The sequence below is a fragment of the Marinobacter sp. genome (genome assembly GCF_052091845.1).
In the GTDB taxonomy this organism is placed as follows: Bacteria; Pseudomonadota; Gammaproteobacteria; order Pseudomonadales; family Oleiphilaceae; genus Marinobacter.
Genome location: NZ_JBQDCO010000006.1, coordinates 73,899 through 88,848, shown reverse-complemented (window position 1 = coordinate 88,848; position 14,950 = coordinate 73,899). Strand labels below are relative to the sequence as shown.

16 protein-coding genes are annotated in these 14,950 nt (G+C 54.3%); 8 read left to right on the top strand and 8 right to left on the bottom strand.

Features of this window, described 5'->3' with window-relative positions; all coding sequences use genetic code 11:
• The first annotated feature begins 1 nt into the window (after nt 1).
• A complete protein-coding gene (gene arsJ / locus ACTHYN_RS03525) occupies nt 2-1,195 on the top strand; it encodes an organoarsenical effux MFS transporter ArsJ (RefSeq protein ID WP_441811119.1) in 1,194 nt (397 codons plus the stop codon).
• A 12-nt stretch (nt 1,196-1,207) separates the two neighbouring features.
• Here arsJ and ACTHYN_RS03520 read toward each other — a convergent pair whose 3' ends face one another.
• Nucleotides 1,208-1,825: a hypothetical protein gene (locus tag ACTHYN_RS03520; protein WP_441811118.1), complete on the bottom strand. Its 618-nt coding sequence runs from the start codon at nt 1,823-1,825 to the stop codon at nt 1,208-1,210.
• Between the two features lie 136 nt (nt 1,826-1,961).
• On the opposite strand from ACTHYN_RS03520, the gene ACTHYN_RS03515 reads away from it, so the two are divergent.
• Complete coding sequence (locus tag ACTHYN_RS03515; RefSeq protein WP_441811117.1) at nt 1,962-2,633, top strand: SDR family oxidoreductase; 672 nt, start codon at nt 1,962-1,964, stop codon at nt 2,631-2,633.
• Between the two features lie 20 nt (nt 2,634-2,653).
• Here ACTHYN_RS03515 and ACTHYN_RS03510 read toward each other — a convergent pair whose 3' ends face one another.
• A complete protein-coding gene (locus tag ACTHYN_RS03510) occupies nt 2,654-3,058 on the bottom strand; it encodes an acyl-CoA thioesterase (RefSeq protein ID WP_441811116.1) in 405 nt (134 codons plus the stop codon).
• Between the two features lie 206 nt (nt 3,059-3,264).
• On the opposite strand from ACTHYN_RS03510, the gene ACTHYN_RS03505 reads away from it, so the two are divergent.
• Genes ACTHYN_RS03505 through phoU form a run of 5 tightly spaced genes read left to right on the top strand, consistent with a single transcriptional unit; the run spans nt 3,265 to nt 8,562 of the window.
• On the top strand, nt 3,265-4,308 hold the full coding sequence (locus ACTHYN_RS03505) for a substrate-binding domain-containing protein (RefSeq protein WP_441811138.1): 1,044 nt from the start codon (nt 3,265-3,267) through the stop codon (nt 4,306-4,308).
• Nucleotides 4,308-5,696 (top strand): phosphate ABC transporter permease subunit PstC, encoded by a 1,389-nt coding sequence (pstC, locus tag ACTHYN_RS03500; protein WP_441811115.1) that lies wholly within the window; start codon nt 4,308-4,310, stop codon nt 5,694-5,696. The genes ACTHYN_RS03505 and pstC overlap by 1 nt, the downstream gene beginning before the upstream one ends.
• Nucleotides 5,689-6,966 carry a phosphate ABC transporter permease PstA gene (gene pstA, locus ACTHYN_RS03495; protein WP_441811114.1) on the top strand — a complete coding sequence of 426 codons (1,278 nt, stop codon included), beginning with the start codon at nt 5,689-5,691 and terminating at the stop codon, nt 6,964-6,966. The genes pstC and pstA overlap by 8 nt, the downstream gene beginning before the upstream one ends.
• A gap of 25 nt (nt 6,967-6,991) precedes the next feature.
• Nucleotides 6,992-7,807, top strand: a complete 816-nt coding sequence (gene pstB, locus ACTHYN_RS03490) for a phosphate ABC transporter ATP-binding protein PstB (protein WP_441811113.1) — start codon at nt 6,992-6,994, stop codon at nt 7,805-7,807.
• 32 nt (nt 7,808-7,839) lie between these two features.
• Complete coding sequence (gene phoU, locus ACTHYN_RS03485) at nt 7,840-8,562, top strand: phosphate signaling complex protein PhoU (RefSeq protein ID WP_441811112.1); 723 nt, start codon at nt 7,840-7,842, stop codon at nt 8,560-8,562.
• Nucleotides 8,563-8,591: 29 nt separating this feature from the next.
• On the opposite strand, the gene ACTHYN_RS03480 is transcribed toward phoU, so the two are convergent.
• The 6 genes from ACTHYN_RS03480 to ACTHYN_RS03455 all read right to left on the bottom strand — a co-directional run bounded on the left by ACTHYN_RS03480 (nt 8,592) and on the right by ACTHYN_RS03455 (nt 14,096).
• Nucleotides 8,592-8,957 (bottom strand): histidine triad nucleotide-binding protein, encoded by a 366-nt coding sequence (locus ACTHYN_RS03480; protein WP_441811111.1) that lies wholly within the window; start codon nt 8,955-8,957, stop codon nt 8,592-8,594.
• Nucleotides 8,958-8,994: 37 nt separating this feature from the next.
• Complete coding sequence (locus ACTHYN_RS03475; protein ID WP_441811110.1) at nt 8,995-10,290, bottom strand: FAD-dependent monooxygenase; 1,296 nt, start codon at nt 10,288-10,290, stop codon at nt 8,995-8,997.
• Nucleotides 10,291-10,375: 85 nt separating this feature from the next.
• On the bottom strand, nt 10,376-10,930 hold the full coding sequence (locus ACTHYN_RS03470; protein WP_441811109.1) for an aminoacyl-tRNA deacylase: 555 nt from the start codon (nt 10,928-10,930) through the stop codon (nt 10,376-10,378).
• 122 nt (nt 10,931-11,052) lie between these two features.
• Entirely contained in the window at nt 11,053-11,937 is an 885-nt protein-coding gene (locus tag ACTHYN_RS03465; RefSeq protein ID WP_441811108.1) for a mechanosensitive ion channel family protein, read from the bottom strand.
• Nucleotides 11,938-12,075: 138 nt separating this feature from the next.
• The gene (gene mnmH / locus ACTHYN_RS03460; protein ID WP_441811107.1) at nt 12,076-13,179 is read right to left on the bottom strand and encodes a tRNA 2-selenouridine(34) synthase MnmH; all 1,104 of its coding nucleotides are present in this window, start codon (nt 13,177-13,179) and stop codon (nt 12,076-12,078) included.
• 512 nt (nt 13,180-13,691) lie between these two features.
• Nucleotides 13,692-14,096 (bottom strand): VanZ family protein, encoded by a 405-nt coding sequence (locus ACTHYN_RS03455; protein WP_441811106.1) that lies wholly within the window; start codon nt 14,094-14,096, stop codon nt 13,692-13,694.
• 97 nt (nt 14,097-14,193) lie between these two features.
• Between ACTHYN_RS03455 and cysZ the strand changes: the two genes are divergently transcribed.
• Nucleotides 14,194-14,943 (top strand): sulfate transporter CysZ, encoded by a 750-nt coding sequence (gene cysZ / locus ACTHYN_RS03450; protein WP_441811105.1) that lies wholly within the window; start codon nt 14,194-14,196, stop codon nt 14,941-14,943.
• Nucleotides 14,944-14,950: the final 7 nt, after the last annotated feature.

The window sequence follows — 14,950 nt, the reverse complement described above, 5'->3', positions numbered from 1 at the left end:
AATGACGGCTGCTATCCGTCAGTATCTGGTAATAACCGGTAACTACTGGGCCTTCACCTTGACGGACGGTGCTCTGCGCATGCTGGTGGTGTTGCATTTCCACCAGCTGGGTTATTCGCCCCTGGAAATTGCCCTGTTGTTCATCTTTTACGAATTTTTCGGGGTGGTGACCAATTTGCTGGGTGGGTATCTGGGTGCCCGCATGGGCCTGAACCGCACCATGAACATCGGGCTGTTCCTGCAAATTGCAGCGCTGGTTATGCTGGCAGTGCCCGCAGTCATGCTAACGGTACCCTGGGTGATGGCAGCACAGGCTTTGTCCGGCATTGCCAAAGACTTGAACAAGATGTCCGCCAAGAGCGGTATCAAACTGCTGGTGCCGGATGAGCAGCAGGGTAAGTTATACACGTGGGTGGCCATCCTTACCGGTTCGAAGAATACCCTGAAAGGCGTGGGCTTTTTTCTGGGCGGCGTATTGCTGATGTCGGTTGGATTTACCAGCGCAGTGATTGCCATGGCGGCGGCTCTTGGGTTGGTGTGGCTGTCCAGTCTGTTCCTGCTCAAGCAGGAACTGGGCAAGAGTAAAGCCAAGCCGAAGTTTCGCGAGATCCTGTCAAAAAGTCGCGCCATTAATGTGCTATCGGCCGCACGTATGTTTCTGTTTGGCGCCCGGGATGTGTGGTTTGTGGTGGCCTTGCCGGTGTATTTGCATACGGTGTTTGGCTGGGATTTCTGGAAGGTAGGGGGCTTTATGGCCTCCTGGGTCATCGGTTATGGCTTTATCCAGACCGTTGCTCCCCGAATCACTGGCAACCTGGAAAGCAAAAAATCTGCCGTGCTCTGGGCAGCTGCCCTGGCGCTGATTCCCGCCGCCATTGCCATTGGCCTGATGGTCGGCTGGCCGCCGCAGTGGGTGGTCATCGGTGGTCTTGTGTTATTCGGCGTATTGTTTGCTGTCAACTCATCCCTGCACAGCTATCTGATTGTCAGTTATGCCCGGGGCGACGGCGTGTCGCTGGATGTGGGCTTTTATTACATGTCCAACGCCGCGGGCCGGCTGATGGGTACTATTTTGTCTGGCTGGGTTTATCAAGGATACGGTTTGGAAGCCTGCCTCTGGATTTCTGCAGGACTGGTAGCGATGGCGGCGCTGTTGTCCCTGATGCTTCCCGAAAGGCATGAAGCCCGGGCCTGACAGCGACAGGGTTCAGAAGCGCAACACCAAGCCCGCACCCGCTTCAATCTGAAGGTAACCGCTGCTGCGATATTTAAGCTCACAGCCACCGGAGCAGAACGCCGAACCGCCCGAGTTTAGAGCCGTATAGATACCGCGCAGGTCAAGCCGCAGGCGCAGGCTGTCGCTGAGAAAGAACTGATACCCTCCACCGAGGGATAGAGCAAGTCGGTGGTTAGTGTCGTAGGCGGAGTTGTGGCGGGTTACACCCAGTACGCCAGACGCAAAGCCACCGTAGGTTTTGCCTCCCGGAAAGTATAGGCCGCCGAATTGCAGCTGGTAAATCGTCACGTCGATTGCCTGTGTGCCTGGGGCAAACTGGCCGTTATCAAGCTTTGCCGAGGTTTCCTGCCGGCCAAAATACAGCTCACCTTGCTTGCCTGCCTCAGGCAGGTCGAAGTTCAGGGTCAGCCCATGGCTTGTGGTGTCTTTAAATCGGACTTGGTCTTTGGTGTTGGCGCTGGCGGATTCAATATCCACGGAGCTACCCATACGGTAGCCCGCGAAAGGCGCAATTCCGATATCGGCTGCCGCTGGCGAGGCTGCCAGTGCAAGGCCTGACGCCAATGCGATTGACTGCCTGAAGTTCATGGGTTTTGGATCTCTGCTGTCGCATTTTGGTCAGGTTGAACGCTATGGTGTCACCATTACAGATACGGGCGACCTTGCCAATAGGTGGGGACGATCCAACAGAACGATGATTCTGATCAGAATGGAGGTGTTTTTTATGTCGGAGACCAAAGTTGTTGTAATCACCGGTGCCAATCGCGGCATTGGTTTAGAGCTCGCCCGCCATTATGCCGGAGAGGGGCATGAAGTGATTGGTGTGTGTCGGCAATCGTCCGAACAACTGACAAGCGTGGCCACACAAGTAATCGAGGGGATAGATGTCACCACCGACGAGGGCATTGCAAAACTGAAGGCCGAGCTGGCGGGCAAAGATATCAGCTTGCTAATCAATAACGCCGGCTTGCTGCAGGATGAGCAGCTTGGCAGTATTGATTTCGACTCCATCCGGACACAAATGGAAATTAATGCTTACGCTCCGTTGCGTGTAGTCGAGGCGCTAGTTTCATTGATGGGGCAGGGTAGCAAGATCGCTAATATCACCAGCCGCATGGGCTCCATTGCTGATAACGATTCAGGTGGTCGCTATGGCTATCGCGCCTCCAAAGCGGCGCTGAACGCCTTTGGTAAATCTTTGGCGATGGATTTGAAGCCCAAAGGTGTGGCCGTTGCCCAATTGCATCCAGGTTATGTGAAGACGCGCATGGTGAACTTTGGTGGCTTGATCACCCCGGAAGACTCCGCCCGCGGCCTTGCAGAACGTATTGCCCAGCTGAGTTTGGAAAACACCGGCTCATTCTGGCATAGCAACGGTGAAGAACTGCCGTGGTGAAGCGGTTGCCGAATTACTGATTATTGAGGCTGCTCCGGCACTTCCCGGATGCGGCCTTGTTCATCAATGGCCACGTATACAAAACAGCCTTCGGTCACCTTGCGCAGGGTTTTTGCGGTGCGATCCAGAGTCCACACTTCTACATTGATTTTCATAGAGCTGCGCCCTATGTCCACCAGTTTGCAGTAGCAGCCGACTTGAGAGCCAACCCGCAGAGGCGAGAGAAATTCCATCCCGTCCATGGCAACAGTCGCGTTGCGGCCCAGTGAAATACGCCCGGCCATGGTGGCGGCGGCGATATCCATCTGTTTAACCAGCCAGCCGGCGAATACGTCACCATTGGCATTGGTATCCTGGGGTAGTGGCACAATCTGAAGGGTCAGGTCGCCTTGGGGTTTGGGTTTGTCGTCATCGTATGCAGTCATCAAGCCAGCCTTTTAAGTCTCTAGAATTATTTTCTTAGCATGGTAACGGTCTATCACGTGGCTGCAAGCTTATTTGCAACTTCTGATCAATATTTCAAATGATGTAACAAAGCTGTCATACAGGGGCTTTAACCTTCACCCATCAGTAAACCGGTGCTGTACACAAACTAAGTGACTGATGGAGATTTAACGTGATTAAACCGAATATGGCTCTTGCTATTGTTGCTCTGACTGGCGGGTTATCCATGGTTTCTGCCCCAGCCCTGGCCCGCGACACCGTAAACGTTGTGGGTTCTTCAACGGTTTACCCTTTTGCCACGGTGGTTGCCGAACGCTTTGGGCGCAACACCGATTTTCCAACACCTAAGTTGGAATCAACAGGTTCGGGCGGTGGCTTCAAGTTGTTTTGTGCTGGCACTGGCACCCAGAACCCGGACATTACCAACGCATCCCGCCGGATGAAGTTGAGCGAGTTCGAGATGTGCCAGCGTAACGGTGTAGAAGCCATCACCGAAGTGAAAATCGGCGCAGATGGAATTGTGATCGCCAACTCGAAGGACGCTCAGAAGCTCGATTTAACCCTGAAGCAGGTGTTCCTTGCGCTGGCCAAAGACGTTCCAGACCCGGTGGGCGGCGAGAAGCTGGTGCCGAATCCCTACAAAAAATGGAGTGATGTAGACCCCGGCCTGCCTGACACCGCTATTCGCGTAATGGGCCCGCCGCCAACCTCGGGTACCCGGGATGCTTTTGTGGAAATCGCCATGGAAGGGGGCTGCAAAACCTACGACTTTATCGCGCAAATCAAAAGCGACGACAAATCCCGCTACAAATCTGTATGCCACAGTATGCGGGAAGACGGCCCGTTTGTAGAAGCCGGCGAAAACGACAATTTGATCGTGCAGCGTCTGGTGCAGGATAAAGACACCCTGGGGATTTTCGGGTACAGCTTCCTGATGGAAAACAGCGGTGAAATTCAGGCCTCAACCATTAACGGTGTTGAACCTACGCCAGATACCATTGCCGATGAGCGGTACCCGGTGGCCCGCTCGTTGTTTTTCTACATCAAGAACGCCCACGTAGGTGTGGTGCCGGGTATTCAGGAATATGCCGAGGCGTTCACCACCGAAAATGCCTGGGGTGATAACGGCTACCTGGTGGATGTGGGCCTGATTCCGAACCCACGCAATGTGCGCATGGAAACGGCGAAGGCGGTTAGAGCGCTTAAACCAATGACAGGTGATGCGCTTTAATGCAGACCGCTGATTTATTGCCCCTGGTTCTGGTGCTTGCCGCAGTCGCTTTCGGGTTCGCTTATATGCGTTCCCGTGCGGTAGCAGCACCTCTTGGCGGCATTCGTAATCTCAAGGCTCTGCCGGCGTACTATGCCGCCAGGGCCGCACTTTGGTGTGCAATCCCGGCGCTGATCATCCTGGGCGTTTGGGCGGCCTTTGAGGGCAAGGTCATTCAAGACATAGTGATGGCCTCCCTGTCCGAAGAATTAGCGCCACAGTCGGAGGGTCAGGCCAGCCTAACGCTTTCCCAGGTCAGTAACCTGGCTGCCGGCAAGCTGAACCCGGCTATAGTTCCGGATGGGATTTCCGGCGCAGCAACACTGTTGCAAGAACTGCGTGAGCAAAGCGGTCAATTCAAAACGCTGTTGGTGATTCTGTTAGCCGTTCTGGGCGGTGCTTTCGCATGGGCACGGGTCGCGCCGCACATCAATGCTCGTAAGAGCGTTGAACGTACGCTTCAGAGACTGTTTTTTGTGTGCGCCGCCGTGGCGATTCTTACCACCATCGGCATAGTTTTTTCCGTTATTTTCGAAACCTTCCGGTTTTTTGGCAAAGTGCCGATCAGTGAGTTTCTGTTTGGTACCAGCTGGAGCCCGCAAACGGCGCTACGTGCCGACCAGATAGGCTCAGAGGGCGCGTTCGGCGTTATTCCGCTGTTCACCGGAACCCTGATGATTTCCGCCATTGCCTTGTTGATCGCCGTGCCAGTCGGCCTGTTGTCGGCGGTGTACCTTTCCGAATACGCCAGCCGGCCGGTTCGTGCGGTGGTTAAGCCATTGCTGGAGATGCTGGCTGGCGTGCCCACAGTGGTTTACGGCTTCTTTGCAGCGCTCACGGTGGCGCCTTTTATCCGTGATCTGGCGTTGGCGCTGGGGCTTGAGGCCTCCTCCCAGAGTGCGCTGGCTGCGGGGCTGGTAATGGGCATTATGATTATTCCGTTTGTGTCGTCACTGTCTGACGATGTGATCAACGCGGTTCCGAGAACCCTTCGGGATGGCTCATTGGCACTGGGCGCCACTCAATCCGAAACCATGAAGAACGTGATTTTCCCCGCAGCATTGCCAGGCATTATGGGGGGTATCTTGCTGGCGGCTTCCCGGGCCATAGGCGAAACCATGATTGTGGTGATGGCTGCCGGCCTGGCGGCAAACCTGACTGCCAATCCGTTGGATTCGGTGACCACCGTAACGGTGCAGATTGTCAGCCTGCTAACTGGCGACCAGGAATTTGACAGCGCAAAAACCCTGGCTGCATTCGCGCTCGGCATGATGCTATTCATCGTAACGCTGCTGTTGAATGTGATTGCACTGAAAGTGGTGCGCAAATACAGGGAACAATATGACTGATCCAGGCTCGCAGGCGGAGCTTGTCCGCCGGTCGCTCAAGCGCCGCTACCGTAAAGAACGCCGCTTCCGGTGCTATGGCATAGCCGCCATCGCGATTGCGCTGTTTTCACTGGTGGCGCTGTTCACAGATATTATCAGCAAGGGCTATACCGGTTTCATCAAAACCACGGTAACTCTGGAGGTGCATTTGGATGGCGAGCTGATGTATCTGAATGACGCCACGGACCCGGATCAGATCGCCATGGCGGATTTTCAGGCGCCCATTATCCAAGCGCTGCAAAGGTATTTTCCGCAGGCTACAAGCCGCGGCGATAAGCGGGAACTCAGCCGGATGACCGGCAGCTACGCCAGCAATCAGGTGCGCGACCTGCTGAAAGCAAACCCGGGTTTGTTGGGCACCAAGGTAACGATGGAGTTTCCGGCCCACGATACGGTGTCGGTTTATGTAAAGCATGCGGGCGATTCCGGGTACTCCATACGTTTGACTGAGCAGCAGCAACGGTGGACAGATGAGCTACGCCGCAAAGGCGTGATTGATGCCGCCTTCAACGATGTGTTCTTCAGCCGGGGTGACTCAAGAGAGCCGTCTAATGCGGGCATTCTCGGGGCGCTGATCGGGTCGGTACTGACCATGGGGGTTACCCTGGTCATCGCCTTCCCCGTGGGCGTGTCAGCGGCCGTTTATCTTGAAGAATTTGCGCCCCGTAACTGGCTCACAGACTTTATTGAGGTGAACATCAACAACCTGGCTGCGGTGCCTTCCATTATCTTCGGATTGCTGGGGCTGGCGGTGTTTATTGGTTTGTTCGGTATGCCCAGGTCGGTGCCCGTGGTGGGGGGCCTGGTGCTGGCGCTGATGACATTGCCTACCATCATTATCTCAAGTCGGGCTGCGATTAAAAGCGTGCCGCCGTCGGTTCGCGAGGCTGCCCAAGGCATTGGCGCATCGAAAATGCAGGTGGTTCTGCACCATGTGTTGCCTTTGGCCATGCCCGGTATGCTGACCGGTTCCATTATCGGCATGGCCCAGGCATTGGGTGAAACTGCGCCTCTTTTATTGATCGGGATGGTGGCGTTTATAGTGGACATTCCAGAGGGATTCTTCAGTTCCGCCACCGTTTTGCCCGTACAAATTTTTATCTGGGCCGGCAGTGCTGAGCAAGGCTTCGTGGAGTTGGCCTCCGCGGGCATCATGGTTTTGCTCGCCTTCCTCATTACTATGAATGCATTCGCCATCTGGCTGCGTAAGCGTCTTGAGCGCCGGTGGTAACGAGATCACTCCTATGGGCATGAATATGAATCCAGCAGAAACCATGATTGAAGAGGGGCGAACCGTTGGTATCCCTTTCTCGGACGAACCGAAATTCAAACTGCGGAATGTTAACGTATTTTATGGCGAAACCCAGGCGATCAGAAACATCAGCCTGGATATTGCCCGCAATGAAGTGATTGCCTTTATCGGGCCATCTGGCTGTGGCAAATCTACCTTTTTGCGTTGCCTGAACCGCATGAACGACAGTATTGAGAGCTGTCGGGTTAAAGGTTCTCTGCAACTGGATGGCCAGGACATCTATGTAGCCAAGCAAGATGTGGTGGAGCTGCGTGCCCGTGTGGGCATGGTGTTCCAGAAGCCCAACCCTTTCCCCAAGTCGATCTACGATAACGTTGCCTATGGCCCGCGCATTCATGGCCTGGCTAATCGCAAATCGGAGCTCGATGACATTGTAGAACGCAGCTTGCGCAAGGCCGGCCTGTGGAGCGAGGTGAAGGATCGTCTGGACGCCATGGCAACCGGCATGTCTGGTGGTCAGCAGCAGCGATTATGCATCGCCCGGACCATAGCTGTAGGCCCGGAAGTGGTTTTGATGGATGAGCCGTGTTCCGCGCTGGATCCTATCGCCACTGCCCGAATTGAAGAGCTGATTGCCGAATTGTCCCAGAATTACACCATTGTGATCGTAACTCATTCCATGCAGCAGGCCGCTCGGGTATCTAACCGCACCGCCTATTTCCACCTGGGCCATCTTGTGGAAGTAAACGACACCAGCAAAGTATTTACCACACCGGAACACGAACTGACCGAGTCCTATATTACGGGCCGTTTCGGCTGATCCAGGTGCCCGGAACAAGAGAGGAACCCAGAATGGTTGCTAAAACAGATGACGTTTATGGGGATCACATCTCCAATAAATTTAACGATGAACTTCTGGCCCTGAAAACCCGTTTTCTGAAAATGGGCGGCTTGGTAGAAGCTCAGATAGGCAGTGCCGTTGTGGCATTAATGGAAGGTGATGCCTCTTTCGCAGAAGAAATCCGGAGCAAGGACAGGTTGGTGGACCGGATGGAGATGGATATTGATGAGGAAGCCATGCTTATTATCGCCCGTCGACAGCCAACGGCCCGGGATTTGCGACTGGTCATCTCGGTGATCCGAATGGTTGCGGACTTGGAGCGAGTGGGGGATGAAGCCAAAAAAATTGCCAAGTTTGCAATGAAGTTGTCCGAGGAAGGAACGTCGCCCCAAGGGTACGGAGAAGTCCGCCACATTGGTGCCCATGTAATGAGCATGCTTCACGACTCGCTTGATGCGTTTGCCAGGCTGGATTCTGAGCAGGCTTTGCAGGTGATGAAAGAAGACAAGCGAGTGGATGAAGAATATCAGACCGCCGCACGAACCCTGCTGACCTTCATGATGGAAGACGCCCGCAACATTTCACGTTGCATGTCGGTGATGTGGGTTCTGCGAGCGCTGGAGCGAGTCGGGGATCACGCCTGCAACATTGCCGAGAACGTGATCTTTATGGTCAAGGGGGAGGACGTCCGCCATACTTCCATGGAGGAAGCAGAGCGGGTTGTGGGGCGCTAGGCCCCACTGTATGCCTTTTTCAGGGCTATTCAGGCTTGCTTCATTTTGTCGGTATAAGGAGGCCAGCCCAATGGCTTGCCCGCCAACAGATGAAGGTGAATGTGAAACACCGTCTGGCCGGAGTTTTCACCACAGTTCATCACGGTGCGGTAACCGTCCTCAGCGAAGCCCATGTCTTTGGCAAGTTTGGCGGCAACCCAGAATAAGTGGCCAGCCAGTTCGCGGTCCATCTCCTCGATATCATTGATGGTGGCAATTGCTTTTTTCGGAATTATCAGCAAATGCACCGGTGCCTGAGGGTTGATATCGCGGAATGCCAGACTGATGTCGTCTTCATAAACAATGTCAGCAGGGATTTCGCGGTTGATGATTTTTGTGAAAAGCGTATCTGCCATGATGGATTCCTGTTTTGTCGCTTGGTTTTTCATGCACTCAAAGTTGGTTCAGTCCCGGAAGCCTGGCGGTTAATTGCCGGATGACCGCCGGTAGTTCGTCATCGATCCCCATGGCATAACGTGCCACCTGGTTACGGGCGAAGGGGACGGCTCGGGCGGTTCCCAGCCCGATGTTCCGAAGCAAGTGGAGCGGCGGAGCCTGGTTACTGAACAGGTGGTAGAACGCATCCATGGCAAACATCATGCGCCGGTTCGCCGGCCTGCGTTGCTGTTCGTAGCTGGCCAACCGTGTGGAATTTGCCAAATCCTCACCCGCGCGCCAAGCCTCCCTCAGAATAGCCTGCAAACACTGGGCATCCTGGAAACCGAGATTCACACCCTGGCCTGCCAGCGGGTTGATGGTGTGGGCGGCGTCACCCGTCAGCACAATGCGCCCAGCCGAGTAGTGCTTGGCGTGTTGCCGGGCGATGGGGAAGCTGGCCCGGCCGTCAATATGAGTTAGATGCGGCAGTTCTGCCGGAAAGCTCCGCTGGATTTCTGCCATCAATGCGTCGTGGCTCAGGCTTTTAAGGCGCGCGATGTTCTCGGGTGCGTCGTACCATACCAGTGATCCTCGGCTCTCGCCCGGGTAGTCGGGGCCTGCGCTATGCAATGGCAAAAAGGCCCTGGGGCCAGAAGGATAGAAACCCTGCCAGGTGATGTCTTCCACTTCGCCTTGATAGCGCACAGAAATCACCATGGCCTGCTGGCCATACTGATTCCGGGTAACACCTATGCCAGCCATGTCTCGCACCCGAGATTGGCCACCATCGGCGCCGATAACCAGTGCGGCGGTTAACTGCTTGTTGTTCTCAAGCGTTACCGTTGCCAGCTCATGTGTCTGGGTAATACTGGACACGCCATTGCCGGCCAGTGTGGTAACGCTGGGCTCTGCTTTTGCTGCTTGCCAAAGGCCTTGCTGGGTGACTGAGTTTTCAACGATATGACCGAGGTGCGTGGTGTTCAGACCGGCAGCATTGAATTCCACCCGGTTCGCGGTTCGCGGCAAAAGCTTGCTAAGCGGGTGTTGGGTCTCATCCCACACGGCGAGGCGATGATAGGGGGTCGCACGCATCTTGAGTATGTGATCCCAGGCGCCCAGGCTTTGCAAGTATCGTTCGCTGCCAACACTTAAGGCAGACACGCGGATGTCTGGAGCGGCTTCCGGATCGAATGTGGGGGCAGGTGCGCGATCAACCATCGCAACGTGAAAGCCTTCACGTCCGAGGCCGGTGGCAAGAGCGGCACCGACCATGCCGGCGCCGACAATCACAATATCAAAAGCTTGAGTCATATCGGGTTCCTGTCTGATGCCCACAGTTTACGCGAAGGCAAAAAACAGACAAGCGACGGAGATCAAGCCGGCTATAAATGCACTCTTACTCCAGCATGCCAGACACACTGCGCTCTGGTGAGTTCTCAGGCCGGTGACGGCTTTTCAAAAGCCAGGCCGGTTTCTGCGAGCCAGGTTTGATAAAGCCCCTGTTGAGTACCATTGGCTGAGCCAGGTTCAGGAAATCCCGGGTCTTCATATGCAGGGTTTCGGTATGGCTTCCCGCGGCAAAGGCGAGTTCAGTTTGATCTGTCAGAGCCTCTGCACAATAAACCGTCATGCCAAAAAGGCTGCCAAACGGCGGCATGGCACCGACTTCGCAATCCGGAAACCGATCCTGGAAAGCCTGTTCATCGGCCAGGTCGACAAAGTCGGTATCCAGTATGCGGGAAAGGCTATCCCAGCGTACACGCCAGGTGGCCGGCATGACCAGCATAGCCATTTTCCCATCCAGCTCGATAATAACGGTCTTGGCAACCTTGTCACCTGCAATTTTTACGTGGTGAGCCAGTTCCTGGGCGGTAAACGCGGGAGGGTGATTAAGGCACATGTATTCAACATTTGCCTCATCAAGAAACTCTTTTAGCTGCTGTATCGGCACAATGAAAGCCTCCTACCAGCAATGACAGCAATCCGGAGCGGCTGACTTGATGCCAGCTCCGCTTCGACGACGGTCTGACGGGGCGTATTTTGCCCCGCCATTATTGGTCAGCTTAGCTGAGGTTACCGAGTTTGCGAGTAACGTGTTGTATCATTTTGCGCGGTTGCTGTTTCTTGTCCAATCTGCTGCATATTAACGTTACGCTGTGGCAGCGGAGCATGCAGGCCTTCTTCGTCAAACGCTTTTCTGACACTTTCGTGCATGTCCCAATAATATGGCCACAAATCGTCTGTGGCGACCCAGACACGGAACATCAGGTTAACTGAGCTTTCGCCAAGACTGCCCACGCAGATTCTGGGTGCCGGGTCGGTCAGCGAGCGCTCATCTTCTTCCATCAAGCGTTGCAGTATAGCCTTGGCTTTGTCAATGTCGTCGCCGTAGCGAATGCCGAATGTCATATCGCAGCGGCGGGTGTTGTAGATGCTCACATTTACCAGCGTGGCGTTGGACAAGCTGCCGTTCGGAATAACAATTCTGCGGTTATCGAAGGTATTCACAATGGTGTAGAGAATGCTGATCTCATCTACGGCACCCAAATAGCCCTGTGCTTCTATGGTATCGCCAACCTTGAACGGCTTGAAAATCAAAATCAGTACGCCGCCGGCGAAGTTTGCAAGGCTACCCTGCAGGGCCAGGCCAACAGCCAAACCGGCCGCACCGATGAGAGCCACAAAGGATGTGGTTGCAATGCCGACCATGGAGGCAACGGAAACCAGCAGCAGCACTTTGAGAACAACGCCGATTAATCCGCATAAAAACTTGTTCAGCGTAGGGTCTTTTTTGCCCAGTTTGGAGTCCAACAGGGTCACAAGGCGATTAATCAGCCACAAACCGATAATCAGCGTGATAATGGCCAGCAGAACCTTCGGCGCGTAAGTCATGACCAGTGAAATAGCCTGATCAATGTATTCCGAGGCGGGTCCGTCGGCGCTGAATAAGTCTTCCATAGGGGCTCCTTGTGATTTTCGATTTTTGATACGCTTAAATTTTCAGCGTAAGTCTGAAATGAATGGGTGTATTCAGCGCTTTATATAGCAGACAAAGCGGCCGAGGTACATCAAGGTGATGGTGGCAATGCCTGTACCTTACGCAGAGGTATTCCCTTTGGCCCAGTCGATAATGACATCCGGGCCACCGCGAACCAGTATTTCCCCTTGTTTTTGCCCAAGCTGATAGTCGTACATCGGGTCGTAATAGTTTTGAAGAAGCGGTTGAATCCAGGCATCGTGGGCATGAACATCGCCGGTGCTTTCCTGTTTTACCAGCGCTTGCTCCATAAAGCCGCGCAATTGGCTATACCGATCGCCGCCCAGGCGTTTGCTTATGCGTTCAAGCGCCCCCAGAAGGTAGTCCCGAAAATTCAGCCAGCCGGCTTCATCGCCGTCACGTGCCATATAATCAGCCGTCATGTTTTCTACGTAGTCTTCCCGGATAATCTGTGTGCGGTCTTCCAGTGATTGTTCCAGAACAAGCAGGGGCGCGTGTGCCATGCGCTCCTTCAGGGAGTCCGGTATGGCGCAGCGGCCAACCAGACGGCTTTCATCTTCCAGATACACCGGGCCGCCAATCAAGTGGTGGGCCTTTAACATGGCAACCGCTAAACGGTTTTCGAAATCTATCTGTGATGGCTGTGGTGTTACCTGACGCCCGAAGCTGGAGCCTCTGTGGTTTGCCAGCCCCTCAAGGTCTACCGGATTCGGCAGCTGTTGCAGTACCCGGGTTTTGCCTGTTCCTGTGCGCCCGCTGATGATTTGAAAACTGCCCGTTTCAACAAGGCTTTCCAGGCCATCTATAAGATACCGACGCAAAGCCTTGTATCCACCCTGAACGAGCGGGTAGTCAATGCCTGCCTCTTTTATCCACTGCTGAGTCAGCCTGGATCGCAAGCCGCCCCGGAAGCAGAATAAATAGCCCTCCGGATGGCGTGCTCCAAATCGTTTCCAGGCTTCGATGCGCTGGGCTTTGATGTCGCCGGCTACCAGTTGATGGCCTAGTCTGATGGCTTCGTCCTGACCCTTGTCTTTATAACAGATGCCTACGCGGTGTCGTTCCTCGTCATTCATGAGTGGCGCGTTTTCAGCGCCAGGGAAGCTGCCTTTTGCAAATTCTACAGGCGCTCGCACATCCATCAGAGGAACGTCGTTCAGGAACAGGGAAAGGAAGTTGTCGGTATCAGGTCTGCTTGCCATTTCAGGGTTCAACCGCTTGCTATAATGAAGCGGCAGTATAGCGGATATGGGGTTTTTCTGCTTTGTGATTGGTTTTTAAGCGGCGCGTACGCAAGTTTTGCACAAAAAAGGGTAACCCATGGGTTACCCTTTAACGAAACAGATCAGCGCGTCCTTGCGCTGCGTGCAACAGCCGTGTTGCGAGTCCTTGTGCCATTCCCTGGTGCCGGCTTCCTGGCCAGCAACCCGAATAGTTGTCCCTTAAGCCTGGTATCCGTGAGTCCTTGCTTCTCCCTGCAGTCCTTGCAAGGGTGCATCCAGTGCATCGTCCTTTTCCCTGTCATCCTTGACGACCACACTATAGCAATTGATTACATGGAAACCTATCAACTCTGAACACTTATGCGGCATGTTTTGTGGTTTTTGAGATGGTGAGCTATACATATCAGCAGCTTGGGAGCTTTTTTAGCGATGCTGGCAACCGCTGCGTACGCAAACTTACCGTAAGTTCCTACAGGATTGTGCGAGATATCTCACAAGATTTCAGGTGAATCTCTCAAATCTCTTTTGCGGGGTTTGCGTATGCCCGGCCAGGGTAAAAGCCCTATCAGTATTCCTGCGCCGTCGGCTGCGACATCCGCAAAGGAAAAGTCCCGGTAAGGCAGGTTGGCCTGAACGGCTTCAATGCCCAGCCCGAAGCCAAGAAGCGCGGGCACATACCAGAGAACGCGCAGTTGCGGCCAGGCAAGCCGGGTAACAATAGTGAGCTCAAAAAACGCGATCAGGTGATTCACTTTATCGCTGGACGCTGAGGGGATCGGGTAATCGTTGCTTGTGGTCGCCAGATAGCCAACGCCTATCACGGACAGTATAAGAGCCGTGCGCCACAGTGGCTGAAAGTTAAGCAGCGCCAGCAGTTGGTTTTTCAGTGTTGCCATTGGTGACATCCGTCAGAGTTCTCTGGCTGTGTGGAGGTTTTCAACATGATATGCTTTGCGCCCCGTCACTGTCATCGAAGCGGAGGACTATTCAGTAATGCTCAGAGGTAATTTTTTTCGTGGGCTGGGCTATCTGGGTGAGGGCTTCCGCCTGATACGCCAGCCTGGCTTGCGGCTGTTTGTCGTGATTCCGCTTGTCATTAACATTCTGCTCTTCGGGTTGCTTTTCTATTTTTTGGGTGAGGTTTTCAGTGCGTTAATCGCCACAGCCATGGGCTGGCTGCCCGATTGGGCCTGGCTGCAGTCGCTGGACTGGCTGTTCTGGATCCTGTACGGAGCTGTCATCCTGCTCATGCTGGCCTACGGTTTTGTGATCCTTGCCAATCTTATTGGTTCCCCGTTTTATGGTTACCTTGCAGAACTCACCGAAAAACACCTTACCGGCCAGGAAGTCAGTCCTGACGACGGCTGGGCAGCTATTATAAAGGACATTCCCCGAGCGCTCTGGCGCGAAGTACAAAAAATTGTTTATTACTTGCCGCGGGCTATTGGCCTGTTTGTTATAGGGCTTATCCCGGTAGTTAACTTGATCGCTGCAGTGCTGTGGTTTGTCTTCAACAGCTGGATGATGGCGTTGCAATATGTAGATTACCCTGCAGATAACCACAGGGTGAGCTTTAAGGCATTGCGTCAGCTGCTTGCTGACACCCGGCTGTCTGCAGTGGGATTCGGGCTGCCGGTTGCCCTGGCCGCCATGGTGCCGGTTTTGAATTTAATCGTGGTTCCTGCAGCCGTCTGCGGTGCAACTGCCTATTGGGTGCGTGAAAACGGCGCAACACGAAATTAAAGAGTTT